Consider the following 23,702-nt stretch of genomic DNA (forward strand, 5'->3'; position numbering starts at 1 on the left):
ATTGGTTGATAACCAATAGGTTGAATAACCTGGGCGGGTGAAAGTCGAGGCGGTAGCGGTGGCCGATCAACTCAGCGTCGTGTTCGCGGCGCTCGCCGATCCGACGCGGCGGGCGCTGCTGGAGCGACTGGCCGGTGGTGAGGCGACCGTGTCGGCGCTGGCAGAGCCGTTCGACATGAGTCTGGCCGCGGTGTCCAAACATCTGAAGGTGCTCGAACGGGCCGGATTGATCTCGCGCGGTCGCGATGCCCAGTGGCGTCCGTGTTCGCTCGAGGCGCGTCCGCTCGAGCAGGCCAGTGACTGGCTCGGTGACTACCGGCGTTTCTGGGACGGGAAGTTCGACCAACTCGAAGATCACATCAACCGGATCGCCGGGTCCGGCAACCGGAAGGAAGAATCATGACAGACACAGCAGGCCGAGAGTTCACGATCGTCCGCGAGTTCGCCGCCGGGCCCGAGGTGGTGTTCGACGCCTGGGTGGATCTGGACCAATCGTCACAGTGGATGTCGCCCGAAGGCATGACCACACCGCGCGAGCGCATGTACGGAGATCCGCGTCCGGGCGGCGGGTACGGCGCTGTGATGGTGCTCCCGGACGGGCTCGAAGCAAAGATCGACGGCGTCTACAAGGAGGTCGACCGGCCGAACCGTCTGGTGTTCACGTGGCCGGATCCGACCATGCCGGAGAGTGTTTCGGTCTGCACGGTCACGTTTGCCGAGTCGGCGCCGGGACGGACGACCATGACGTTCCACCTACTTGCGCCCGGACCGATCAGTCCTGATGATGGCGCCGCACTCGGCTGGGGCAGTTGCTTCGACAAGCTGAAGCGCCACGTGGAGCCGGCGTCATGACCACAGCCGTCCCGCTCCCGCAGGGAGATCTCGCATTGCTCGAACACGATGTCGCGCAGGAACTGTTGCACAAGGACATCCCGGCTCGACTCGCGTACGTTGCCGCCGACGGCACACCCCGGGTGCTGCCGATGAACTTCTGGTGGAACGGCACCGAAGTGGTGATGGCAACCTTCACCGGTGCCGCGAAGGTGCCGGCCCTTCGACGCCACCCGGCGGTTGCGCTGACGATCGACACCGTGAGCGACAAACCACATGTCTTGCAGATCCGCGGCGAGGCCGTCATCACCGACGTCGACGGAATCGTCGAGGAGTACGAGCTGATGATGCGCCGCGGGATGCCCGCCGAGGTTGCCGACGGATACTTCGCCGACCTGCGGGCCAGTGGTGCGCGGATGCATCGAATCGCCGTGATCCCGGCGTGGGCGGGTGTGCTCGACTTCCAGACGCGCTTTCCGGGCGCCGCTCCGGCCGCGTTGACGGACCGCCCTGACTAGTCAGTCCGGGTTCACGGCGTCCGCGTGGCCGAGGTTCCAGTCGGGCACCGCGATGTTCCGGACGAGCTTCTTGAGCGTCACGATGTCAGGGAAACCGTTGTCGCGCTTGCGTTCCCAGATCAGCGTGCCGTCCACCTCGATTTCGAACACGCCGCCGGTGCCGGGCACGAGGGTGACCGAGGCGAGCTCGGTTCCGAAGGTGTTGAGCAGTTCGGTGGCCATCCAGGACGCCCGGAGGACCCAGTTGCACTGGGTGCAGTAGGTGATGGTGACGGCAGCTTTCGATTCGCTCACGCGACCATTGTCGCAGCCTCCCGCGAAGGGCGTATCGATCGAAGCGCGGCACCGAAACTGATCGACGGCCCGACCAGGAACATCGATCGCCGGGATCTCGTTCAGGAAAAGCCGTGCAACGATCGAAAATCTGACGAGTACCGTTGGACTTCAGTTAACGGCTGATAACTGAACCGGAGGTATCTCGTGTCCTATTTCGAGCGGCTCGGCCCGTCGACCTTTCTTCCGACACCGCATGTCGGGGGTGCGTGGAACATCGAAGAACAGCACGTCGCCCCGGCGCTCGGGCTTCTGGTCCACGCGATCGAAACCGATCGTGATGCCCGACGCGATGACGGTCTCGTCATCGGCCGTTTGTCCTACGACATTCTCGGCACCGTCCGGATCGAGTCCTGTGACATCGAGATCACCGTGCTCAGGGGCGGGCGCACGATCGAGCTGGTCGAGGCCGTCCTGAGCAATGGGGGACGCGTGATCGTCCGACTCCGCGCGTGGCTGATGCAGGCGGCCGACACGACGTCATACGCCGGGACCGCGCTGGCGCCGATCGATCCGCCGGAGGCGTTCGAATCGTGGAATCCGTCCACCATCTGGCCGGGAGGTTTCATCGCCTCGGCCGAGGTACGTCGAAAGGAACTGGAACCGGGGCGCGCCGCGTACTGGGTCAGGACCACGATCCCGCTGGTCAAAGGCGAAGAGGTGAGCCGGTTGGCCTCCTTCGCGGGACTGTTCGACATCGCCAACGGCATGACCGTCCGCGCGGACCCGCGTGACCTCGCCTATCCCAACATCGATCTCACCGCGCATCTGTTCCGCCGGCCGGTGGGCGAGTGGCTCGGGTTCGACACCGCAGTCTCGTTCGGGCCGACAGGTGTCGGGCTGACCAGCAGCACCTTGCATGACGTGACCGGGCCGCTGGGGGCGCAATCGCAGATACTCACCATCCGGTCCCTCTGACCGGCGTCGCCGGTGACCTGGCAACACCGGGTGATGCTCCGGCCACTAACCTCAATGACATGCGTCCTGCTCTGGAGTCCTATGAACACCTCGCAGCCGGGAAGGTGCGGGATCTCTATTCGATCGACGACAACACCATGCTGATGGTGGCCTCCGACCGAATTTCGGCCTTCGACCACATCTTGTCGACGCCGATCCCGGACAAGGGGCGCATCCTGACCGCGATGAGTGTGTATTACTTCGGTGCACTCGGAGTTCCTCATCATCTGGCGGGTGGGCCCGAGGATCCGCGGATCCCGGCGGAGTTGCTCGGCCGGGCGCTGGTGGTCAAGAAGCTCGACATGCTTCCCGTCGAGTGCGTTGCCCGCGGATATCTGACCGGGTCGGGTCTGCTCGACTACAACGCCACCGGGTCGGTCTGCGGGATCGAACTCCCCGCCGGTCTCGGGGAGTCGAGCAAGCTGCCCGAGCCCATCTTCACGCCCGCGTCCAAGGCTGACATCGGTGAGCACGACGAGAACGTCAGCTTCGACGCGGTGGTGGCCACCGTCGGCGAAGAGCTGGCGAATCGCCTGCGCGACCTGACCCTCGACATCTACTCGCGCGGTTCACAGTTGGCTGCCGACCGCGGAATCATCCTGGCCGACACCAAGTTCGAGTTCGGTCTCGACGGCGACGGTACTGTGGTGCTCGCCGACGAGGTGCTCACCCCGGACAGCTCGAGGTACTGGGACGCCGACACCTACATACCGGGGCAGGTGCAGCCGAGTTTCGACAAGCAGATCGTCCGTAACTGGCTCATCAGCCCCGATTCCGGATGGGACCGGGCCGCTGACACCCCACCGCCGGTACTGCCCGACGACATCGCGCACCGCACTCGAGCCCGCTACATCGAAGCGTACGAACGTATTTCAGGCCTGTCATTTGATGATTGGCCGAGAGGAGAGCAGTGACCGAGACCTCGCAGGATTCCACAGCGATCGTTCCGCGCGCAGCGAAACAGATCCCATTCGAACGCACCCATCACGGTGAGACGGTGATCGACCACTACGAGTGGTTGCGTGACAAAGATGATCCCGAGGTCATCGCGTTCCTCGAGAAACAGAACGAGTACACCGCTGCCCGCACCGCCGAACTGGCCGACCTCCGCGCCGACATCTACGGTGAGATCAAAAGCCGCACACAGGAAACCGACATGTCGGTCCCCACGCGGCGGGGTCAGTACTGGTACTACGCCCGCACTGAGGAAGGCAAGCAGTATTCGCTGAGCGCGCGCTGCCCGATCAGCGGCCCGGACGACTGGACACCACCGACCGTGGAGCCGGGTCAGCCGGTTCCCGGTGAAGAAATCCTGCTCGACTCCAACGTCGAGGCCGAGGGTGCCGATTTCTTCAGCCTGGGAGCGTTGTCGGTGAGTGAGGACGGCACGCTGCTGGCCTACAGCGTCGACAACACCGGCAACGAGCGATACACGATGCGGTTCAAGGACCTTCGTACCGGTGAGCTGCTCGCCGACGAGATCGCCGACACGGCGCCCGGTGCGCTGTGGTCGCTCGACGGGCGTCATGTCTTCTACCAGACGGTCGACGAGGCCTGGCGTCCCGATACGGTCTGGCGGCACGATCTCGGTGCCGGCACACCAGACGTCAAGGTGTTCCATGAACCGGACGAGCAGTACTGGGTCGGTATCGGTGGAACCCGCAGCGACAAGTACCTGATGATCACGATCGGATCGAAGATCACCTCGGAGGTATGGGTCCTCGACGCACACGATCCCACCGGTGAGTTCTCGGTGGTGTGGCCGCGTGAAGAGGGTGTCGAATACGGCGTCGAACACGCCGTGATCGAGGATCAGGACCGCTTCCTGATCCTGCACAACGCCAATGCCGAGAACTTCGAGTTGCTCGAGGCGCCGGTCAGCGATCCCACCGCAACCCGTACGCTGGTCCCGCACGACGCCGCGGTACGCCTCGAAGACGTCGACGCGTTCTCCGGTCAATTGGTCCTGAGCTACCGGCGCGAGGCATTGCCACGACTGTCAATCGCTCCGCTGACCACCGGCGAACCGGTGTTCACCGAGGTCACGTTCGACGAGGAGTTGTACTCGGCCGGTCTCGGCGCGAACCCCGAATGGGCGGCCCCGCGTCTGCGCATCGGCTACACGAGTTTCATCAACCCCACGGAGGTCTTCGACCTCGACGTGGCGACCGGTGAGCGCACTCTGCTCAAGCGGCAGCAGGTCCTCGGCGACTTCGATCCGGCCGACTATGAGCAGCGGCGGGACTGGGCCACCGCATCCGACGGCACCAAGATCCCGTTGTCGGTGATCCGCAAGCGCGGCGCCGACACCGGGCCGGCCCCGACATTGTTGTACGGCTACGGTTCCTACGAATCCAGCAACGACCCGGGATTCTCGATCTCCCGGTTGTCGCTGCTGGACCGCGGCGTCGTGTTCGTGGTCGCGCACATCCGTGGCGGTGGCGAGATGGGCCGTCACTGGTACGACAACGGCAAGACCCTGACGAAGAAGAACACCTTCACCGACTTCGTCGCCGCGGCACGGCATCTCATCGACACCGGTGTCACCGACTCCGATCATCTGGTGGGCGAGGGCGGCAGCGCCGGTGGTCTGCTGATCGGTGCCGTCGCCAACATGGCGCCGGAATTGTTCAACGGAATCCTGGCCGTCGTGCCGTTTGTGGATCCGTTGACGTCCATCCTCGACCCCTCGTTGCCGCTCACGGTCATCGAGTGGGACGAATGGGGAAATCCGCTCGCGGACAAAGAGGTCTACGATTACATGCGGTCGTACTCACCGTATGAGAACGTCGACGCATTGCCTTATCCCGAGATCCTGGCGGTCACCTCGCTCAACGACACCCGGGTGCTATTCACGGAGGCGGCCAAATGGGTTGCCCGGCTTCAGGCCAACACCACCGGTGATGCCCCGATCCTTCTCAAGACCGAGATGAAAGCCGGCCACGGCGGCGTCAGCGGCCGGTACAAGCAGTGGGAAGAGGTGGCGTTCGAGTACGCCTGGGTCCTGCGGCAGACCGGCGCCATCTGATCTGCGCCACAACCGAATTCAGGCAACAGCGCCGCCCGGGAAGATCTCCCGGGCGGCGCTGTACTTCTGCGTCGAACGTCAGTGCATCATGACCGGTGCGGGCTGGTCGCCGTTCTCCATCGTCCTGGCCACCGGCTTGCGCGGCAAGAAGAATGCCGGGATGAAGCAGAGGGCGATCAGGAGGGTGGTGATGACAAATGTGGACCCGAAGCCGTCGGCCATCTCGCTCAGACTGTCGGCGCCCTTCAGGTTGTTCACCAGGATCACCGACGTGATGGCGGTACCCACTGAACCGGCGGCCTGCTGAACCACGTTCATCAGCGTCGAACCGTCCGGCACCTGCTTGTCGGACAGGGTTGCCAGCGCGGCCGACATGATCGGCATCATCGTCATACCCATGCCGAGACCCTGCACGAACAGTGCGGCGCTCAGCAGCCAGAACGATGTGTCGGGGCCGAGGAAGATGAAGGCACCCATGCCCAGTGTGATCAGGACGATGCCCGCCATCACCAACTTGCCGGGGCCCTGCCGGTCGGTCAGTTTGCCCGACATCGGCATGGTCAGCATCGCGCCGAGACCCTGTGGTGCCAGCAACAAGCCGGTCATCAGAGTCGACTCGCCGCGAACACCGATGTAGTACTGCGGGAACAACAGCGCGGCACCGAGGAACGCGATCATGAAGAACGTCATCGTGAGGACGGCCATGGTGAGTTTGCGGTTCTTGAACAGACTCAGATCCAGCAGCGGGTTCTTCGCGCGGGTGGCGTGGAACACGAAGCCGATCATCAGGAGCAGGCCGATACCGGCGGTCACCAGCACCGTGGTGTCGGTGAAGCTGCCGTGCTCGGTGCTCAGTGAGATGCCGTAGAGGAACAGGGCCAGACCCGGTGACAGCAGCAGCAATCCGACGAAGTCGAACGTCGGGCGGGCCTTCTCGGATTGTCCGGGCAGGACGGCAAATGCGTAGAGGAAGGCTGCGATTCCGATCGGTACGTTGATCAGGAAGATCCAGTGCCAGCTCGCGTATTCGATGAGTGCGCCTCCGATGATCGGGCCCATGATGGGGCCGAGCAGCATCGGGATTCCGAGCATTGCCATCACCGAACCGACACGTGCGGGGCCGGCTGCCTTGGTCAGGATCATCATGCCGACGGGCATCAGCATGCCGCCGCCGAGACCCTGCAGGACTCGGAACACGGTCAGGGAGGTGATGTCCCAGGCGAGCGCGCAGAGCGCCGAGCCGATCACGAACAGAACCAGCGACGTCAGATAGACATTCTTGGTACCGAATCGGGCCGCGGCCCAGCTCGACAGCGGGATCACGGCGGCAAGTGCCAGTGTGTAGCCGGTGATGGTCCAGGCGGCTCCGGCCTGGTTTGTGTCGAACTCATCCTGGAATGTGTTCTGCGCCACCGACACAACGGTGGTGTCGAGGATCGCCATGATGGCGCCGAGGACGACGACTACGGCGATCCTCAGAACAGCTGGATCGAGTCTTTGGCTCGGTGGCGCGGCGGCCTTATCGGTCGAGGTCATGTATATGCCTTCTCAAAAGGGTTGAATATCATCGTTTTTCGAGTTCGTCGGCAACGCCGACGGAATGCTTACATCGAGGCCTGGGCGTTGGCACACGGCGAGGGGGCGAGAAAGTCGCCGGCCAGTACAGGCAGCAGCGCGTTGTTGAGATTTGCGCGCAGTTCGCCGGGCAACGCCGTGACCAGGTTCCGGATCGAATCGTGACGCCGATGCACGGCGATCGCAACTGCTTTTTCGCCCGCTTCGGCGAGGGCGACGCGTTTGATGCGGCGGTCGAACTCGTCTTCACGCCGGGTCACCATGTCCAGACCGACCAGCTTGTCGACGGCCCGCCCGGCGGCGGCGAGGGAGAGCCGCAGCTCGTCGGACAGTTCGTTGACCGACAGGGGGCGGCAGTGGCGACCGAGTATCAGCAACGCCTTGAAGTGGCTGAACCCGAGTTCAGTGTCGATGATGTCGTCCATCGTGTCGACGTCCATGGCGGACAACAGGCGCATGAGGAACTCGTGCAGGCTCTGGAAAGCCTCCTCGACCTCGACCTCTTCGGGCGAGGGTCGCGTGGCGACATCAGTTATTGACACCGGCTAACGGTAATGCTGACGCAACTATTGATGCCAGCGCAACCAATGTGCGATCGATTACAGGGGTTCACAACTGTGAGACCTGTCACGGCGGCGATTGTGGTTCAGGTCTTTGCGTGTTGGCCACCTCGACGCAACCGTCCGACCACTTACGACGGCGATACTGATTGCCGTGACGGGACAACTCATCGTGTCCATCTCGGGCATCAGAACGGAAACCCTGGAGGCGACCGCGGCCTTCACCGAGCGCCTCGCCGCGCGCGACGTCCCGGTCTCGTTGCTGGTCTCCCCGCGTCTGAAGGGCCGCTATCGCCTGGTCGACGACGACGCCACCTGCGAATGGCTGCGCGGGCGAAGGGCCGGTGACGACGCGATCGTGCTCCACGGATACGACCAGGCGCCGGTGCGGCGTCGGCGGGCGGAGTTCGCGGTGCTCGGTACTCACGAAGCTGACCTGCGACTACTCGCCGCCGACCGCGTGCTCGAACGCATGGGATTGCGCACGCGGATATTTGCCGCACCTCGCTGGAACTCCTCGCCGGGTGCCCGGCAGGCGCTGCCGGGCCGGGGCTTCCGGACCGATCTCGGTCTGACGTCCATGGACAACCTGGTCACCGGTCATCGGCTGCGTGCCCGGGTGCTGGGCATCGGCGACGGCTTCGGGACCGACGCGTGGTGGTGCAGACTGCTGATCGCCAACACCGTGCGAGTGGCCCGGCGTGGCGGTATCGTCCGGCTCTCGGTGGCGGCGAAGCATCTGGACACCCCGGTGGCCGCCAACGCTCTGATCAATTGTGTGGATCTCGCGCTGCTGCAAGGAGCTTGGCCGACGACCTATCGGACCGTGGAGTCGGCGGCTGCCCGTCGCGCTGCCTGATCGGAGTCCTCCCGCCGGGATGTCTGCGATCAGCCGGTAGAGTTACGTCCAGCAAACCGCAGCTGAAGAGGAGTTCCGAAGTGGCTCGAGTCGTAGTGGACGTCATGCCCAAAGCCGAGATCCTGGACCCGCAGGGGCAGGCGATCAGTGGCGCCCTGGGCCGACTCGGATTCGCCGGTGTCTCCGACGTCCGGCAGGGCAAGCGATTCGAGCTGGAGATCGACGACTCTGTCGACGACGAGGCGCTGGACCGGATCGCCTCCGAACTCCTCGCGAACACCGTCATCGAGGACTACTCGGTGACCCGCGTCGACGGTGCAACGGCGTGACCGGAGCGCGCATCGGGGTCATCACCTTCCCCGGGACACTCGACGACATCGACGCTGCCCGGGCCGTACGGCTCGCCGGCGGTGAAGCGGTTGACCTCTGGCACGGCGACGGCGACCTCAAAGGTGTCGACGCCGTGGTGGTGCCCGGCGGATTCTCCTACGGCGACTACCTGCGTGCCGGTGCCATCGCCCGTTTTGCGCCCGTGATGGGTGCGCTGGTCGAGGCGGCGGGCAAGGGTTTGCCGGTTCTGGGTATCTGCAACGGTTTTCAGGTGCTGTGTGAGGCCGGATTGCTGCCGGGGGCGCTCACGCGTAACCAGGGACTGCACTTCATGTGCCGCGACCAGTGGCTGCGTGTGGAATCCAACACCTCGGCCTGGAGCACCCGATTCGAACAGGGGGCGGAGATCCTGGTCCCGTTGAAGTCGGGTGAAGGCCGTTTCGTCGCCTCTGAAACAGTGCTCGACGAGCTCGAGGGCGAGGGCCGGGTGGTTTTCCGATACGCCGGTGACAACCCCAACGGTTCGATGCGGTCCATCGCCGGTATCTCCAGTGCCGACGGTAAAGTCGTCGGGTTGATGCCGCATCCGGAGCACGCCACCGAAGCGCTGACCGGGCCCAGTGACGACGGGCTGGGTCTTTTCTACTCTGCCCTCGACGCCGTCCTCGCCAACGCCTGAGTCCCACATGGTGACAACGTCCGCCGACGCTGCCGGCCTCTGTAGCTTTGTCGACGCTTCGCCGTCGCCGTTCCACGTTTGCGAATCGGTGGCAAAGATTCTGGAAGCCAATGACTTTCGGGAACTGAAAGAACAGCACCAGTGGCCGTCCGGGCCGGGGCGGCACTACGTCATCCGCGGCGGTTCGATCGTCGCCTGGGACAGCACGGCCCGTGGCCGCAGCTTCCGCATCGTCGGTGGCCACACAGACAGTCCCAACCTGCGTGTCAAACAGAACCCGGACCTTCGTTCGGCCGGGCTGCGGATGGTCGGGCTGGAGAAGTACGGCGGCGCCTGGCTCAACTCCTGGCTCGACCGTGATCTCGGAATCTCCGGACGACTCGCCATCCGTGAGCCCGACGGTCTGCGTGAACAACTGATCCGCATCGACGAACCGGTACTGCGCGTCCCGCAGCTCGCGATCCACCTCTCGGAGGACCGCGGCGGGGTCAGCCTGGATCCGCAGCGTCACGTGAACGCGGTCTGGGGCGTCGGTGTCGACGGACCGCGATTCATGGAATGGATTGCGGCGCAAGCGGGTGTGGCGCTCGATCAGGTTCTCGGTTGGGAATTGATGACCCATGATCTGGCCCCGAGCCGGGTCGTCGGAGTCGGCGGTGACCTGATCAGTGCACCGCGCCTGGACAATCAGGGCACCTGTTACGCAGGTGCCAGAGCGCTCATCGACGCCATCGAATCGGAGTCGTCGGCGGCCATCCCGGTACTGGCACTGTTCGACCACGAAGAAGTCGGCAGCGGTTCGGACCGCGGTGCGTCGTCCGACCTACTGAGCACCGTCCTGGAACGAATTGTGCTGGCGGGCGGTGGATCTCGTGAGGACTACCTTCGGTCGATGGCGATGAGTGCCTGCGCGTCCGGCGACATGGCCCATGCCACGCATCCGAATTATCCCGAACGCCATGAACCGGCCCATCAGATTGCCATCAACGGTGGTCCGGTGCTGAAGGTGAATCAGAATCTGCGCTATGCAAGTGATGCGGCCGGCGAAGCGCTGTTCGCGGTCGCGGCCGACAAGGCCGGGGTTCCACTCCAGCGTTACGTCCACCGCGCCGACCTGCCCTGCGGGTCGACGATCGGACCGCTGACCGCCACGCGCACCGGCCTCAACACCGTGGACGTCGGTGCGCCGCAGCTCGCGATGCACAGCGCTCGCGAGGTCATGGGCAGCGCCGACGTCGGCATGTACTCCGCGGCCCTCGCCGCCTTCCTCGCCCCCTGACCCGCCCGATCTTGGTGGGTTCTGGCGAGCATTTTCCCAGGTGGGCGTCACCAAAACCCACCAAGATGGGGTCAGTACTGGCCGAGGTAGAACCGCGCGCCCTGGTCGTCGAGGCATTCTGCGGAGATGGCGTACGGCTGCTGTGACGGTTCGGCGATCACGGTGCCACCGCCATCGCGGACCCGCTGCACTGCCACCTCGATGTCGTCGACAACCCACATCGGGACGGCCGCCGAACGGTCTTGTCCGCCGACGAAGCCGGTCATCGGGTGCATGCCCTCGACCTCCCAGCCGTCGTCGACCCGTCCACCGCTGAACGTCCAGCCCAGTACCCGGCCGTAGAAGTCGCGTAGCCGTGCACTGTCCGGGGTGTAGAACGTCATGTACGTGAGCTCGCCGTGGCCGGTGGCGTTGAGTGACGGACGCGGATTGGTGCCGGCCGGCCGGTACACCGCAAAGGCGACGCCCTGGTCATCCACTGCGTCGAGGAGTTCGCCGAAGTAGAACTGCTGCACATCGTTTGCGGTACCGCCGGCCGCGACAATGTCGGCCCGTGCCTCGGCGATGTCGTCAACGGCGTACGCGCACAACATGGTCGGGTCACCTGGTACCGAGAAGATGCCGAGACGATGGGAAAGGTTGGTGACCTGGCCGGTGGCGGCGTCGAACTCCCAGCCGAGGACCGATCCGTAGAACTCTGCGGCCCGGTCGACGTCGTTGGTCCAGAGTGAGCAGTAGCCGATGTCCCCGCGATGGATCTGCTCCACCTTCTGACCGGTCATCGGTCCGGTGATCATCCACCGGTGACCGAACGGGTCGGTGATGACTCCGGTACGCGTACCGTGATCCTCGTAAGGCTCGCTTTCGATCTTCGCGCCACCCTCGCGTGCCTGCCCGAAGACAGTGTCCGTGTCGGAAACCGGCAGCATGAGTGACACCGATACCGACTGTGGCTGTGGAGCTTTCAGTCCCAGCTCGGCGAACTCCCCGGCCAGGTAGATCACTCCACCGCCGATCAGAAGCTCCGCGTGGCCGATCTTGCCGTCGGCCATCACGATGGGTTCCCCACGGAGACGGGCGCCGAGATTGGCCACGTACCAGTCGATCGCTGCGGAAGGGTCGGCAACGGTCAGGTAGGGCAGCGCCCCCGGACGTTCGACGGCAGTGAGGATTTCCGGGGTGCGACTCTCGGCGGTCGGCGCAGAGCTGATGTCGGTACTCATGGTGACTCCTTCGGGTAGTTCGAGTCCGCGCTCGAGGCGGGTCCGCAGGCGACGTGCGAAGTCGGCGTCGGGTGACACCGGCACGTCCGCGGTGGCCAGGACCGTGAACGGGTCAAATGAGTTGGGAACGTTCATGACTGGCCTCCCTTCACTACGGGCGCGGTGTGGTCGGGGTAGGCCGCGCGGAATGCCCGTTTGGCCCGGGTGAGTAGTGCTTCTGTCGCGGTGACGGTGCGCCCGAGAATCTCGGCGCATTGCGGCACGGTGCAGTCGTCGACGTATCGCAGCGTCAGAACGGAGCGATGGGTGTTCGACAGCCGGGCCAAGGTGTATTCGGCGAGCATGCGGTCGAGGTGAACGTCCCATTCATCTCCGCCCGGATGATCCGGGACCTCTTCCACCGGTGTCGGGGTGCGTTGCATCTTGCGCCAGTGGTCGGCCAGTTTGTGCCTGGCGATACCGATGAGCCAGGCGACCGTGGGTTCGACGGGATCGTCGCCCCGCGCCCGGTCCATCGCGGCGAGGAACGTCTCCGAGGTGACGTCCTCGGCGACGTTCTTGTCACCGGCCCGTCTGATCACGTATCCGTACACCGCCGGCAACGCCTCGTCGTAGAGAGCGAGCAGCGCGGTACCGGCCGGCGCAGGGCCGGACGGTTCGTGGGTATTCCCACCCGTTGAACTGCTCACGTACATATAGTCGTCCGCGACGGGGGTTTTCCGACGCCTAACCGGATAAGTTCTTACGACGGAGCGAGCAGCGAGAGCGTGGTGCCCTCCTCGAGCACGAGGTAGCCGTCTACAACCGCGGGCTGGCCCCCGACGACCGAGCGCTCCCAGACAACCTTGCCTGTGGTGATGTCATATGCCGTCAGCTGGGAGTTGCCGCCGAACACGATGGTGTTCCCGCCCTGTCCGACGCAGCCGAGGATGTCGATGTTGGTGGCGGGACTCATCGCCTCGCCGCGCGGCAGTTCTCCCAGTTTGGTCGCGGATGCGAGATCGAGAACCGCTCGCGTACCGTCTTTGCGGGCGAAGGAGACCGTGTCACCGCAGGGCCGGGCACCGACCTTCGACAACTCGGCTTCGGAGACCTGCCAGAGTCTGGTCGCCTGTTGCGGGTCGAATGCGGCGTAGGTGCCCTGGGTCTGGAAGATCTGCTCGCTGCCCGCGCCCGTCGTGACCGCAAGGGTCGAAGGGCCCGGCACCAATTGCTGTTTGTCGTTGTTCGACGTCCTCGTGCCGTCGGGGAGGAGGAACTCGACGTGCTGCGCTCCACGCTCGGAGAACTGGGCCGCGATGCCGGTCGGGTAGACCACCAGATCGCAGGCGCATCCGAACCGGTCGTCACCGGTGGCCGGGTCGATGAGGTGTTGCGTGCCGTCCGAGGACCTCACGATCGCCACGTCGCCGCTCACCTCGACGGTCGCCGCACCGGCGAATGTCCGGGCCCAGATCTCGGTGCCGTCCGGGGCATTGCGGCTCACCTGGTAGCCCGAACTGTTCACCCGCAGGAAGTCGGGTCCGTATCCGGTGACGGCCTGCGTGTTGTCGAGGTCTGAGGCGGATTCGAGTGATCCTGTCTCCAGGTCCGCGGTGTAGAAACCGTCGGGGCGATCCGCGAGCCGCACCGCGCAGCCGACCTCACCGCGGGCATTGAGGGCGCAGCTGCCGAGCCCGGCGTCGATCGGCCGCGACCAGAGACGGTCACCGTTTGATCGATCGATGGCCAGGTAGGTGTTGCCGAGTCCGGACGGGTAGGCGATCAGCCAGGTGTCCTGGAAGGTGCCGGTCACCAGGGGCGTCGCACCGGCGTCGTAGGCACGCATGTCGCTGAGGTTTAGGCTCCACCGCTCTTCGGGTTCGCTCGGATATGACCGGAGTTGACCGTTTCGGTAGTCGGAGGTGCGTTGCGGCGGGGTGTCTATCGCCATCACGGCACCCACGGTCACCACCATGAGGATCGACAGCAGGAATACGACGAATCCGATTCCCGGGGCGGACCGGCCTGTGAGCATGAGGCCCATCCAATCATGGGATCAGCCGGCCAAGGACCTGCGGTAGTCGCGGGGGCTGACGCCCCGGACCCGTTTGAACGCGGAGCTGAGCGCATAGGCGCCGCTGTAGCCGACCTGCGCCGCAACGGTATCGAGCGTGAGGTCGCCGCCGGCGATCAGGTCGGCCGCCATCGACAGACGCCAGTCGGTCACGTAGGCCATCGGTGATTCGCCGACCAGTTCGGTGAACCGCTTGGCCAGCACCGCCCGGGACACCGCACACCGGGTGGCGAGACCGGCCACCGTCCACGGATGTTCCGGATTGTTGTGGATCAGCGTCAGCGCCCGTCCCACGATCGGGTCTGTCTCGGCGGCAATCCAATTCGACCCGGACTCGGCCGAGGCGAACCACGACCGCAGCGAGTCGATCAACACCAGGTCGAGGAGCCGGTCCAGCATCACCTCCTGGCCTGGGGAGTCGCGCAGGATCTCGGTCCCCAGGAGATCGAGTAGCGGAGAACTGTTGTTCTGCACGATGACCAGTCTGGGTAGCGCGCTGAGAAGGCGGGCGGACACCTCCCCGGCGACACCGTATGAACCGACCAACGACACGGATTCGCCGTCCGCGCTGTTGCCCCAGCTGCGTACTCCCAGGCACATCTCGTCGATCAGTTCGGCACCGTCGTCGCTGACGCAGCGCTGGCCCTCTTCGATGATCGCCGTGGCCTCGGACGTGCCGTCGCCGAAGGTGTACGGGTCGGGGCCGCGGATGATGGCGACGTCGCCGGGGTGCACGGCCGACTGCTCCCCGTCGTCGAATGCGATGGTGGCGATGCCGGACACGGTCACCACCACTGTCAGCGGGGCCTGGTCTTCGACCCGGACCGACCACGGCGGAGACATCACCACCCGCAACAGGAACGCATTCTGTGCACGTGGTCCGTTGAGCACACTTCCGAGGACATCCACAAGACGATTAGACATGAAATCGAGCGGATAAGCCATGGAAACGCTCGCAGGGGTCGCCTGTACTGGAATGTATGACAAACACCACAGCACCCCAACAGCAACGTCCCGTCCTCGTCGTCGGTGCCACCGGCAAAACCGGTGGCAGAGTGGCCGATCGACTGCAGCGATCGGGTCTGCCGGTCCGGCTTGCCAGCCGCACGTCGACCACACATTTCGACTGGACCGATCGCAGTACCTGGAGGCCTGCCCTCGACGGTGCCGGCGCGGTCTACATCACCTATCAGCCGGATCTGATCGTGCCGAACGCGGCCGACGACCTGGCCGCCTTCGTGACGGCGGCCGGCGACGCCGGGATCGAGCGGCTGGTGCTGTTGTCCGGACGTGGCGAGCCGGAGGCGCAGGCGTGCGAACAGATCGTCCTGAACTCCGGCATCGGAGCAACGGTGTTGCGGTGCAGCTGGTTTGCCCAGAACTTCAGCGAGGCGTTCCTGGTCGACGGGATCCGCGGCGGTGAGGTGGTGCTGCCCGTCGGGTCGGTGGGCGAGCCGTTCCTCGACGCCGACGACATCGCGGACGCCGCCGTCGAAGCGCTCACCGGAGGAACCGGCCATGCCGGACGTGTGTATGAACTGACCGGCCCCCGGTTGCTCAGCTTTGCCGACGCCACCGCAGAGATCGCGGAGATCCTCGGGCGCGACATCGCCTTCGTGACGGTCCCCGCCGCCGACTACCGCGCCGCGATGCTGGCGGAGGGCATGGGAACCGAGGACACCGACATGGTGATGGCCCTGTTCGGAACGTTGTTCGACGGGCGCAACGAATCGGTGACCGACGGAGTCCGCGCGATCCTGGGGCGCGAACCGACCGACTTCGCCGATGTGGCGAAAAGAGCTGCCATGCAGGGAGTCTGGTGATGATTGTGGTGCGTGAGTCGGTGCTCGTCCTCTCCGTGGTGACGGTGGGGCTGATGGCGGGGCTGTATTCGGCATTCGCCTACGCGGTGATGCCGGCTCTGCGAAGGGTCGACGACAATTCCTTTGTGGCGACGATCCAGCGGATCAACGTGGCCATCGTCAACCCGCTGTTCCTGCTGATCTTCTTCGGTGGGCTCGGGTTCACGGTGATCGCGGCGGTGCTCTACCGCGACGAGCGGATGCTGTGGTGGATCGTTGCCGGCGCGGTCCTGTACGGCGTGACGCTGGTGATCACCGTGGCATTCAACATTCCGCTGAACAATCAGATAGCGGCAGCCGGAGACCCCGATCGGGTCAGTGATCTGCGCGCCGTCCGGGAGGCCTTCGAAGACCACTGGGTGCGGTGGAACCTCGTCCGGGCAGTGGCGGGCACTGCAGCATTGGCCGTGCTCGTGGCCGGTCTGGTGACCGCGTAACCGGCCACTTCCCGGCGGCTGGCCTCTGGCAACGGGATTTTCGATAGGCCGACGATATGCGACGGCTCCTAGCATGGACGGCATGCGAGTACTGGTGGTCGAGGATGAGCCGTACATGGCGGAGGCGGTACGCGATGGGCTGCGCCTCGAAGCGATCGCAGCCGATGTGGCCGGAGACGGCGACACGGCCCTGGAACTGCTCGGCATCAACACCTACGACATCGTTGTACTCGATCGGGACATCCCGGGTCCCTCCGGCGATGAGATAGCCGAGAGCATCGTCGCCTCCGGCAGCGGCATGCCGATCCTGATGCTCACGGCCGCCGATCGGCTCGATGACAAGGCCTCCGGATTCGAGCTCGGCGCGGACGACTACCTCACCAAACCGTTCGAAGTGCGAGAGCTCGTGCTCAGGCTCAGGGCGCTCGACCGCCGGCGTACACAAGGCCGCCGGTGCGGGAGGTCGCGGGGCTCCGACTGGATGCGTTCCGCCGCGACGGCCGGTACGTTGCACTCACCCGGAAGCAGTTCGCGGTGCTCGAAGTCCGATCACCGCGGAGGGTGGGGTCGTCAGCGCCGAGGAACTCCCCGAACAAGATCGCCTCGTCCTGATCGCATCCATAGACCGTGAGGCCCGTCACCGGAAGCGTCTTGACGGGCGATCCCGGTGTTTCGCTGCGGCATAACGCTCTTCGCGCGGGTTCGTGGTTGTTCATGGGTCCCATTCAAGGGACGTCGGCGTTGTCGGGGCGTATCAGCTTTTCGATATGCCGGCGATATGTGCCGGCGCAGACGTGGCCGACCCGTCAACAACACCTGCGAGCAGTGGGTCAGCGGGTGGAAGCGGCGCTGCCGCCGGGTTCTCCCGCTGCGTCGAGATAGGACTTGCCCCAGTCGTTCAGGGCATCGACCATCGGCCCGAGTGCGTGTCCCATCGGTGTCAGGGAGTATTCGACCTTCGGTGATACCTGTGAATGGACGGTGCGTACCACGATGCCGTCGGCTTCGAGTTCCCGGAGTTGCCGGGCGAGGACGCGCGGTGTCACCGGGCCCACGGCTCGCCCGAGTTCGCCGAAGCGATGAGCGCGTTCGGCGAGCTGTTTGACGACGGTCATCTTCCAGGCTCCGCCGAGCACGGCGATGGCGACTTCGACGGGGCAGACCTGCGCGGCGCGTTCCACTGGCTGTCGCATTGCACTATCCATTCGGTCACCATGGACAAATTTGTACGTACTGTTGCTATCGCTCCTGTGAATGCAGACTAGTGGACATGGCCTCACACAGTGGAAAAAAGGTTCTCTGGGTGCATGGGCATCCGCGCGGTGGCTCCTTGAATCATCAACTGGTGCAAGCAGGTTCGGAGACCCTCGGTCACGTTGCAGACCTCACGGTGGTCGATCTCCACGCCGTCGGATGGAATCCGGTCCTGAGCGTCGACGAGCTCGCAGGTGTCACACCCGACGATGTCGCCGAGCAACAACAACTCGTGCGCGACGCCGACTTGTTGGTTGTGCAATTCCCCATGTGGTGGCACTCGATGCCGGCGATCGTCAAAGGATGGTTCGACCGGGTGTTTGCCAAAGGGTTCGCGTTCGGGATCAAGGATCCGCGGACCGGACGGACGTTGAAGATGGGGGACGGCGGACTGGTCGGACGTCGGGCACTGACGATCGTCACCGCTGGTGACCGGCCATCGTCGTTCGCTGCCCGCGGAATCAACGGCGATGTCGACCTGCTGCTCTTCGGATTGCTGCACGGCACGTTCTGGTATTCCGGGATCGCACCGCTCGAACCACATTTGATCGCCGGAACCGACCAGCCGGGCTGGGATGGGGCCGAGACCGAGATCTCGCGGCTGGCCGGGCGCCTGAGGGGAGTCTTCGGGGAACCACCGATTCCCTATCGGACACTCGCCTCGGGCGACTACGGCGCCGATCGGATCCTCGATCCGGGCATCGCGCCGCGGGAATCCGGGCCCGCAATCCACGTCCGGTGCTGCGGCTGATCGCGTCGGTGTCTAGCGATGCGACTTCGCCGAGATCCTCGCGATCTCGTCCACCACAGTGCCCGGATCATCGAGTGAGACAAATGTTCTCGCGCCCGGGACCGCGGAGAAGCGGGCGTCGGGGAATTGGGCGGCGAGGCGGCGGCCGAGGTCGGGCGTGAAGCATTTGTCTGCTGCGCCCCAGACCAACGACACCGGTTTGTCGAATGCGCCGAGCCGGCCGGTGACCTCGTTGAGTTCGGATGGGCTGATGGTCGCGAACAGTCGGGTGAGGTCGCGCCGGATCTGTGCGGATTCGCGTGCCGGTGCCACCCAACGCTCGGTGAGGCCGGCCGGGAGGTCGTTCGCGAGCAGGCCGAAGCCGATCGGTGAATGCCGAATTGTCCTGAACCTCATCAATTTCATCGACGGTGCCAGAACGGCCGGCATCTTCAGGAGCGAGAAGATCGCGCTGAAGGGGAACGGCGGGAACGTGTCGAACGCGTCGCAGTTGGTGAGCAGCAGCCGTCCGACGCGATCGCCGTGGGCGTCGACGGTGTACTGGCACAGCGCACCCCCGGTGTCGTTGCCGACCAGCGTCACATCGTCGAGGTCCAGGCCGACCATCAGTTCACGGATCACGCCGGCGATCCCGGTGGGGCTCAGGTCGGCATCCGGCTTCATCGGTATCCGATGTGAACCCAGCGGGAGAGTCGGTAGGTAGCAGCGGAAGCCCGCTGCCGCGAGGCCGGTGGCCACGTCACGCCACAACTCCGCGTCGACAAGTGCTCCGTGGATGAAGAGCACCGGGGGTGAGGGGGAGTCCGCCGGGCCGACGGACGTGTATTCGATGGTCCCGAGTGTGGTCTCGATGGTTGGCATTTTGGGTATCCTTCGCAGACAACTTACGTACACCTAGCATGAAAGTTACATACAGTCTGTATGGAAGTCAATCGTCGTACCCAAGCCGACCGCACCGCCGCGACGCGGACCGCGTTGATCGGTGCCGCTCGCGCCCTCTTTGCCGAAGACGGGTTCAGCGCCGTCGGAACCCAGACGATCGTGGCGAAGGCAGGCGTGACCCGCGGAGCGCTCTATCACCAGTTCGCCGACAAGGCCGAACTGTTCGTCGCCGTCTTCGAGCAGGTGGAGGAGGAGGTGATGGCCGCAGTCGCTACCGCCGTCGCCGACGCTGCCGCCGACGGCCCCATCGAAGCTTTGGAAGTGGGTGCCGCGGCGTGGCTGGAACTCTGCGCCGACCCGCAGGTGCACAGGATCGTGCTCATCGAGGCTCCGGTGGTGCTCGGCTGGGAGCAGTGGCGCGAGGCGGGTCAGCGTCATGCGCTCGGCATGGTCGAGGCGCTGATCGCCGAAGCGGTCTCCAGCGGCGCCGTTGCGGAGCAGCCGGTACGTCCGCTCGCACACGTCATGATCGGCGCCCTGGACGAGGCGGCGATGTACGTGGCGCGGTCACCCGAGCCCGGTAAAGCCCGCGCCGAGATGCTCGATGTCACACGAAGGTTGATTAGAGCCATGACGATCGAATGACTCTCAACCGTTCGCTGACGGCGTATCGCAGATCGAACACCCCGCGTAAGCTGCGGTGTTGATGAGGTTCCGGATCAAAAACCGGGTCCGTGGGACGAACAGGGCGACACATCTGCGGTGCCGGTGACCTGCGGCCATTAGAGTGGAGTCAAGGCCGCTGAGGGCGAGATCTCGATGTCGTCGTCGGCATAGGCCCACCCTGGGAAGAACGACGCCGATGGACCAGTCAGACTGGGACAAGAAGCAGTAGGCCGAGGTCGACCCATTGAAACGTAAGGGAGAACAATGTTCGAACGGTTCACCGACCGCGCTCGTCGGGTTGTAGTCCTGGCTCAAGAAGAAGCGCGGATGCTCAATCACAACTACATCGGTACCGAGCACATCCTGCTGGGTCTGATCCACGAGGGCGAAGGCGTTGCCGCCAAGTCACTCGAGTCGTTGGGGATCTCCCTCGAAGGCGTGCGCAGCCAGGTCGAGGAAATCATCGGCCAGGGTCAGCAGGCACCGTCCGGGCACATCCCCTTCACCCCCCGAGCCAAGAAGGTCCTCGAGCTCTCGCTGCGTGAGGCACTGCAGCTCGGCCACAACTACATCGGCACCGAGCACATCCTGCTCGGCCTCATCCGCGAGGGTGAGGGTGTCGCTGCCCAGGTGCTGGTCAAGCTCGGCGCCGACCTCAACCGCGTGCGCCAGCAGGTCATCCAGCTGCTGTCGGGCTACCAGGGCAAAGAGCCCCAGGAAGCCGGCACCGGCGGTCGCAGCACCGAAGCGGGCACACCCTCGACGTCGCTGGTCCTCGACCAGTTCGGTCGCAACCTGACCGCGGCCGCGTCCGAGGGCAAACTCGATCCGGTCATCGGGCGCGAGAAGGAAATCGAGCGCGTGATGCAGGTGCTGAGCCGCCGCACCAAGAACAACCCGGTGCTCATCGGTGAGCCCGGCGTCGGTAAGACCGCCGTCGTGGAAGGCCTGGCCCAGGCCATCGTGAACGGCAACGTTCCCGAGACCCTCAAGGACAAGCAGCTCTACACCCTCGACCTCGGTTCGCTGGTCGCCGGTAGCCGTTACCGCGGTGACTTCGAAGAGCGCCTGAAGAAGGTCCTCAAGGAGATCAACACCCGCGGCGACATCATCCTGTTCATCGACGAGCTGCACACGCTCGTCGGCGCAGGTGCTGCCGAAGGCGCGATCGACGCCGCCAGCATCCTCAAGCCGAAGTTGGCTCGCGGTGAGCTGCAGACCATCGGTGCGACCACCCTCGACGAGTACCGCAAGTACATCGAGAAGGATGCCGCCCTCGAACGTCGCTTCCAGCCCGTTCAGGTCGGCGAGCCCAGCGTCGAGCACACCATCCAGATCCTCAAGGGTCTGCGGGACCGTTACGAGTCGCATCACCGCGTCTCGATCACCGACGGTGCCCTCGCTGCCGCTGCGACGCTGGCCGACCGGTACATCAACGACCGGTTCCTGCCGGACAAGGCGATCGACCTGATCGACGAGGCCGGCGCCCGGATGCGCATCCGCCGGATGACCGCACCGCCAGATCTGCGCGAGTTCGACGATCGCATCGCCGATGCCCGCAAGGAGAAGGAATCGGCGATCGACGCCCAGGACTTCGAGAAGGCCGCGAACCTGCGCGACAAGGAGAAGCAGCTCGTCACCGAGCGCGCCGAGCGTGAAAAGCAGTGGCGCAGTGGCGACATGGACATCGTTGCCGAGGTCGATGACAACGAGATCGCCGAGGTCCTGGGTAACTGGACCGGCATCCCGGTGTTCAAGCTGACCGAGGAGGAGACCACGCGTCTGCTTCGCATGGAAGATGAGCTGCACAAGCGGATCATCGGCCAGACCGAGGCGGTCAAGGCGGTGTCGAAGGCGATCCGTCGTACCCGCGCCGGTCTGAAGGATCCCAAGCGTCCGTCGGGTTCGTTCATCTTCGCCGGCCCGTCCGGTGTCGGTAAGACCGAGCTGTCCAAGGCGCTGGCCAACTTCCTGTTCGGCGAGGACGACGCGCTCATCCAGATCGACATGGGCGAGTTCCACGACCGCTTCACCGCGTCGCGGCTGTTCGGTGCACCTCCCGGGTACGTCGGCTACGAAGAGGGTGGCCAGCTCACCGAGAAGGTGCGCCGCAAGCCGTTCTCCGTCGTCCTGTTCGACGAGATCGAGAAGGCCCACCAGGAGATCTACAACACGCTCCTTCAGGTCCTCGAGGACGGCCGTCTCACCGACGGTCAGGGTCGTACGGTCGACTTCAAGAACACCGTCCTGATCTTCACCTCGAACCTCGGTACGGGTGACATCTCCAAGGCCGTGGGTCTGGGCTTCTCGCAGTCGAATGCGGAAGGCTCGAACTACGAGCGGATGAAGCAGAAGGTCAACGACGAGCTGAAGAAGCACTTCCGTCCTGAGTTCCTCAACCGTATCGACGACGTCATCGTGTTCCACCAGCTCACGAAGGACGAGATCATCAAGATGGTCGACCTGATGATCGCTCGCGTCGAGACGCAGCTGAAGAACAAGGACATGGCCATCGAGCTGACCGAGAAGGCCAAGAGTCTGCTCGCCAAGCGTGGATTCGATCCCGTCCTGGGTGCCCGGCCGTTGCGCCGCACCATCCAGCGCGAGATCGAGGATCAGCTGTCGGAGAAGATCCTCTTCAACGAGATCGGTGCCGGCGAGATCATCCTGGTCGACGTCGAGAACTGGGACGGCGAAGGCGACGGCGACGACGCCAAGTTCACCTTCAAGGGTTCGAAGAAGCCGATCGAGCTTCCGGACACCCCGGTGGAGCTCGCCAAGACCGGCGACTCCGAGAAGTAGAAGTCGACAAGAAGGGGCGCAACCACGAAAGTGGTTGCGCCCCTTCTTTGTTGTGGGTGTGGTCAGGCCTGGGGTTCGCGGTCTTTGTCGCGGCCGGCGAGCAGAAGCGTGATCGTCAGCTCCAGGCGATTGGTGACGTCGGTGGCCGAGGCGCGGCGGGTCAGCCACTGGACGAGGTTGGACATCCAGACGTCGGAGACGACGCGGGCGATCTTGAGGTCGAGCTCGGTCGGCTCGCCTTCCACCATGGCATTCGCCAGCAGGCGGTCGATGATGGTTGCCACCTTGTCGACCTCGGCGGAGGCGGAGGCGTCGGCGAACATGAACGCTCGGGTCATAGCCTCGGTCAGCAGCGGATCCCGTTGCATCGCAAGGGTGATCATGTCGAGGACGTGACGCAGGCGCTCGAGGGCGGTGTCGCCGCGCAGCCGCGTCTTGTCGGCCCGGGCTTCGACGGCCTCGAACTCGCGGGCCAGTGCGGTGACAAGCAGGTGGACCTTCGACGGGAAGTACCGGTACAGGGTGCCGACGGCGACGTCCGCGCGGTCGGCCACAGCACGCATCTGCACGGCGTCGTAACCGCCTTTGGATGCGAGAGCGAGGGTCGCGTCGAGGATGCGTCGTCGGCGTTCACGCTGGGCGCTGGAGCCGAGGTCGACCTCGGAACCGACGGCAGCGTCGCTGACCGATGCGGCGGTCGGATTCGGGCTTGCCATCAGTGGACTGACCTCTTTCGTCTCTGCGCCCCGGGGTGGGACCTGGAGCTATCGCTGAACGCGAAGTGCATCTGGCCAACTACACATTAATCGCTACTGCCGAA

General features: G+C 64.7%; 25 protein-coding genes and 1 pseudogene. 16 read left to right on the plus strand and 10 right to left on the minus strand.

What is annotated here, in order from left to right:
• Positions 1 to 37 precede the first annotated feature (37 nt).
• From VIQ49_RS22270 to VIQ49_RS22280, 3 genes are read left to right on the plus strand one after another with little or no spacing between them, the layout of a single operon-like run.
• The gene (locus VIQ49_RS22270) at positions 38 to 403 is read left to right on the plus strand and encodes a metalloregulator ArsR/SmtB family transcription factor (protein WP_331888750.1); all 366 of its coding nucleotides are present in this window, start codon (positions 38 to 40) and stop codon (positions 401 to 403) included.
• Positions 400 to 852, plus strand: coding sequence for an SRPBCC domain-containing protein (locus VIQ49_RS22275; RefSeq protein ID WP_331888752.1), 453 nt, complete (start codon positions 400 to 402; stop codon positions 850 to 852). The genes VIQ49_RS22270 and VIQ49_RS22275 overlap by 4 nt, the downstream gene beginning before the upstream one ends.
• Positions 849 to 1,349 carry a pyridoxamine 5'-phosphate oxidase family protein gene (locus VIQ49_RS22280; protein WP_331888754.1) on the plus strand — a complete coding sequence of 167 codons (501 nt, stop codon included), beginning with the start codon at positions 849 to 851 and terminating at the stop codon, positions 1,347 to 1,349. The genes VIQ49_RS22275 and VIQ49_RS22280 overlap by 4 nt, the downstream gene beginning before the upstream one ends.
• Here VIQ49_RS22280 and VIQ49_RS22285 read toward each other — a convergent pair whose 3' ends face one another.
• Positions 1,350 to 1,643, minus strand: a complete 294-nt coding sequence (locus VIQ49_RS22285; RefSeq protein WP_331888756.1) for a SelT/SelW/SelH family protein — start codon at positions 1,641 to 1,643, stop codon at positions 1,350 to 1,352.
• 186 nt (positions 1,644 to 1,829) lie between these two features.
• On the opposite strand from VIQ49_RS22285, the gene VIQ49_RS22290 reads away from it, so the two are divergent.
• From VIQ49_RS22290 to VIQ49_RS22300, 3 genes are read left to right on the plus strand one after another with little or no spacing between them, the layout of a single operon-like run.
• On the plus strand, positions 1,830 to 2,600 hold the full coding sequence (locus VIQ49_RS22290) for a thioesterase family protein (protein ID WP_331888758.1): 771 nt from the start codon (positions 1,830 to 1,832) through the stop codon (positions 2,598 to 2,600).
• Positions 2,601 to 2,659: 59 nt separating this feature from the next.
• The gene (locus VIQ49_RS22295) at positions 2,660 to 3,553 is read left to right on the plus strand and encodes a phosphoribosylaminoimidazolesuccinocarboxamide synthase (RefSeq protein WP_331888760.1); all 894 of its coding nucleotides are present in this window, start codon (positions 2,660 to 2,662) and stop codon (positions 3,551 to 3,553) included.
• Positions 3,550 to 5,667: a S9 family peptidase gene (locus VIQ49_RS22300; protein WP_331888762.1), complete on the plus strand. Its 2,118-nt coding sequence runs from the start codon at positions 3,550 to 3,552 to the stop codon at positions 5,665 to 5,667. The genes VIQ49_RS22295 and VIQ49_RS22300 overlap by 4 nt, the downstream gene beginning before the upstream one ends.
• A gap of 78 nt (positions 5,668 to 5,745) precedes the next feature.
• On the opposite strand, the gene VIQ49_RS22305 is transcribed toward VIQ49_RS22300, so the two are convergent.
• Both VIQ49_RS22305 and VIQ49_RS22310 read right to left on the minus strand, forming a co-directional pair.
• The gene (locus VIQ49_RS22305) at positions 5,746 to 7,203 is read right to left on the minus strand and encodes a DHA2 family efflux MFS transporter permease subunit (RefSeq protein WP_331888763.1); all 1,458 of its coding nucleotides are present in this window, start codon (positions 7,201 to 7,203) and stop codon (positions 5,746 to 5,748) included.
• 68 nt (positions 7,204 to 7,271) lie between these two features.
• Positions 7,272 to 7,784, minus strand: coding sequence for a MarR family winged helix-turn-helix transcriptional regulator (locus VIQ49_RS22310; RefSeq protein WP_331888765.1), 513 nt, complete (start codon positions 7,782 to 7,784; stop codon positions 7,272 to 7,274).
• A 172-nt stretch (positions 7,785 to 7,956) separates the two neighbouring features.
• On the opposite strand from VIQ49_RS22310, the gene VIQ49_RS22315 reads away from it, so the two are divergent.
• The 4 genes from VIQ49_RS22315 (at position 7,957) to VIQ49_RS22330 (ending at position 10,949) form a co-directional block, all read left to right on the plus strand.
• Positions 7,957 to 8,661, plus strand: coding sequence for a DUF2334 domain-containing protein (locus tag VIQ49_RS22315; protein WP_331888767.1), 705 nt, complete (start codon positions 7,957 to 7,959; stop codon positions 8,659 to 8,661).
• A gap of 80 nt (positions 8,662 to 8,741) precedes the next feature.
• Positions 8,742 to 8,990, plus strand: coding sequence for a phosphoribosylformylglycinamidine synthase subunit PurS (gene purS / locus VIQ49_RS22320; RefSeq protein WP_331888769.1), 249 nt, complete (start codon positions 8,742 to 8,744; stop codon positions 8,988 to 8,990).
• Positions 8,987 to 9,670: a phosphoribosylformylglycinamidine synthase subunit PurQ gene (gene purQ, locus VIQ49_RS22325; protein WP_331888771.1), complete on the plus strand. Its 684-nt coding sequence runs from the start codon at positions 8,987 to 8,989 to the stop codon at positions 9,668 to 9,670. Before purS ends, purQ begins: the two co-directional genes overlap by 4 nt.
• Before the next feature lie 7 nt (positions 9,671 to 9,677).
• Entirely contained in the window at positions 9,678 to 10,949 is a 1,272-nt protein-coding gene (locus VIQ49_RS22330) for a M18 family aminopeptidase (RefSeq protein WP_331888773.1), read from the plus strand.
• A 71-nt stretch (positions 10,950 to 11,020) separates the two neighbouring features.
• Here the strand turns inward: VIQ49_RS22330 and VIQ49_RS22335 are convergent, their stop codons facing one another.
• From VIQ49_RS22335 to VIQ49_RS22350, 4 genes are all read right to left on the minus strand, one after another.
• Positions 11,021 to 12,307, minus strand: coding sequence for a VOC family protein (locus VIQ49_RS22335; protein ID WP_331888775.1), 1,287 nt, complete (start codon positions 12,305 to 12,307; stop codon positions 11,021 to 11,023).
• Positions 12,304 to 12,798, minus strand: a complete 495-nt coding sequence (locus tag VIQ49_RS22340) for an RNA polymerase sigma factor (protein WP_331888806.1) — start codon at positions 12,796 to 12,798, stop codon at positions 12,304 to 12,306. The genes VIQ49_RS22335 and VIQ49_RS22340 overlap by 4 nt, the downstream gene beginning before the upstream one ends.
• 116 nt (positions 12,799 to 12,914) lie before the next feature.
• Entirely contained in the window at positions 12,915 to 14,189 is a 1,275-nt protein-coding gene (locus VIQ49_RS22345; protein ID WP_331888777.1) for a PQQ-binding-like beta-propeller repeat protein, read from the minus strand.
• Positions 14,190 to 14,210: 21 nt separating this feature from the next.
• Complete coding sequence (locus VIQ49_RS22350) at positions 14,211 to 15,137, minus strand: AraC family transcriptional regulator (protein WP_414731691.1); 927 nt, start codon at positions 15,135 to 15,137, stop codon at positions 14,211 to 14,213.
• A 71-nt stretch (positions 15,138 to 15,208) separates the two neighbouring features.
• On the opposite strand from VIQ49_RS22350, the gene VIQ49_RS22355 reads away from it, so the two are divergent.
• The 3 genes and pseudogenes from VIQ49_RS22355 to VIQ49_RS22365 all read left to right on the plus strand — a co-directional run.
• Positions 15,209 to 16,051 (plus strand): NmrA family transcriptional regulator, encoded by an 843-nt coding sequence (locus tag VIQ49_RS22355; RefSeq protein ID WP_331888781.1) that lies wholly within the window; start codon positions 15,209 to 15,211, stop codon positions 16,049 to 16,051.
• Positions 16,051 to 16,527 (plus strand): DUF1772 domain-containing protein, encoded by a 477-nt coding sequence (locus VIQ49_RS22360; RefSeq protein WP_331888783.1) that lies wholly within the window; start codon positions 16,051 to 16,053, stop codon positions 16,525 to 16,527. Before VIQ49_RS22355 ends, VIQ49_RS22360 begins: the two co-directional genes overlap by 1 nt.
• Positions 16,528 to 16,609: 82 nt before the next feature.
• Positions 16,610 to 17,123, plus strand: a pseudogene (locus tag VIQ49_RS22365) (response regulator); the annotation flags it as partial.
• 234 nt (positions 17,124 to 17,357) lie between these two features.
• Here the strand turns inward: VIQ49_RS22365 and VIQ49_RS22370 are convergent.
• Positions 17,358 to 17,720 carry a helix-turn-helix domain-containing protein gene (locus VIQ49_RS22370; RefSeq protein WP_331888785.1) on the minus strand — a complete coding sequence of 121 codons (363 nt, stop codon included), beginning with the start codon at positions 17,718 to 17,720 and terminating at the stop codon, positions 17,358 to 17,360.
• 77 nt (positions 17,721 to 17,797) lie between these two features.
• On the opposite strand from VIQ49_RS22370, the gene VIQ49_RS22375 reads away from it, so the two are divergent.
• Positions 17,798 to 18,532, plus strand: a complete 735-nt coding sequence (locus VIQ49_RS22375; protein ID WP_331888787.1) for an NAD(P)H-dependent oxidoreductase — start codon at positions 17,798 to 17,800, stop codon at positions 18,530 to 18,532.
• Between the two features lie 12 nt (positions 18,533 to 18,544).
• Here the strand turns inward: VIQ49_RS22375 and VIQ49_RS22380 are convergent, their stop codons facing one another.
• A complete protein-coding gene (locus VIQ49_RS22380) occupies positions 18,545 to 19,393 on the minus strand; it encodes an alpha/beta hydrolase (protein ID WP_331888789.1) in 849 nt (282 codons plus the stop codon).
• Between the two features lie 60 nt (positions 19,394 to 19,453).
• Between VIQ49_RS22380 and VIQ49_RS22385 the strand changes: the two genes are divergently transcribed.
• Entirely contained in the window at positions 19,454 to 20,059 is a 606-nt protein-coding gene (locus tag VIQ49_RS22385) for a TetR/AcrR family transcriptional regulator (protein ID WP_331888791.1), read from the plus strand.
• Positions 20,060 to 20,344: 285 nt separating this feature from the next.
• Complete coding sequence (locus tag VIQ49_RS22390; protein ID WP_331888793.1) at positions 20,345 to 22,882, plus strand: ATP-dependent Clp protease ATP-binding subunit; 2,538 nt, start codon at positions 20,345 to 20,347, stop codon at positions 22,880 to 22,882.
• Positions 22,883 to 22,944: 62 nt separating this feature from the next.
• On the opposite strand, the gene kstR is transcribed toward VIQ49_RS22390, so the two are convergent.
• Positions 22,945 to 23,598, minus strand: a complete 654-nt coding sequence (gene kstR / locus VIQ49_RS22395) for a cholesterol catabolism transcriptional regulator KstR (protein ID WP_331888795.1) — start codon at positions 23,596 to 23,598, stop codon at positions 22,945 to 22,947.
• Positions 23,599 to 23,702: the final 104 nt, after the last annotated feature.

It is taken from the genome of Williamsia sp. (assembly GCF_036566845.1).
GTDB lineage: Bacteria > Actinomycetota > Actinomycetes > Mycobacteriales > Mycobacteriaceae > Williamsia.

Bases quoted from the DNA above. Each gene is read 5' to 3' on its own strand.
- VIQ49_RS22275 (WP_331888752.1), top strand. From the start codon at position 400: ATGACAGACACAGCAGGCCGAGAGTTCACGATCGTCCGCGAGTTCGCC.
- VIQ49_RS22280 (WP_331888754.1), top strand. From the start codon at position 849: ATGACCACAGCCGTCCCGCTCCCGCAGGGAGATCTCGCATTGCTCGAA.
- VIQ49_RS22295 (WP_331888760.1), top strand. From the start codon at position 2,660: ATGCGTCCTGCTCTGGAGTCCTATGAACACCTCGCAGCCGGGAAGGTG.
- VIQ49_RS22305 (WP_331888763.1), bottom strand. From the start codon at position 7,203: ATGACCTCGACCGATAAGGCCGCCGCGCCACCGAGCCAAAGACTCGAT.
- VIQ49_RS22330 (WP_331888773.1), top strand. From the start codon at position 9,678: ATGGTGACAACGTCCGCCGACGCTGCCGGCCTCTGTAGCTTTGTCGAC.
- VIQ49_RS22335 (WP_331888775.1), bottom strand. From the start codon at position 12,307: ATGAACGTTCCCAACTCATTTGACCCGTTCACGGTCCTGGCCACCGCG.
- VIQ49_RS22345 (WP_331888777.1), bottom strand. From the start codon at position 14,189: ATGCTCACAGGCCGGTCCGCCCCGGGAATCGGATTCGTCGTATTCCTG.
- VIQ49_RS22355 (WP_331888781.1), top strand. From the start codon at position 15,209: ATGACAAACACCACAGCACCCCAACAGCAACGTCCCGTCCTCGTCGTC.
- VIQ49_RS22360 (WP_331888783.1), top strand. From the start codon at position 16,051: ATGATTGTGGTGCGTGAGTCGGTGCTCGTCCTCTCCGTGGTGACGGTG.
- VIQ49_RS22370 (WP_331888785.1), bottom strand. From the start codon at position 17,720: ATGCGACAGCCAGTGGAACGCGCCGCGCAGGTCTGCCCCGTCGAAGTC.
- VIQ49_RS22375 (WP_331888787.1), top strand. From the start codon at position 17,798: ATGGCCTCACACAGTGGAAAAAAGGTTCTCTGGGTGCATGGGCATCCG.
- VIQ49_RS22380 (WP_331888789.1), bottom strand. From the start codon at position 19,393: ATGCCAACCATCGAGACCACACTCGGGACCATCGAATACACGTCCGTC.
- VIQ49_RS22385 (WP_331888791.1), top strand. From the start codon at position 19,454: ATGGAAGTCAATCGTCGTACCCAAGCCGACCGCACCGCCGCGACGCGG.
- VIQ49_RS22390 (WP_331888793.1), top strand. From the start codon at position 20,345: ATGTTCGAACGGTTCACCGACCGCGCTCGTCGGGTTGTAGTCCTGGCT.
- kstR (WP_331888795.1), bottom strand. From the start codon at position 23,598: ATGGCAAGCCCGAATCCGACCGCCGCATCGGTCAGCGACGCTGCCGTC.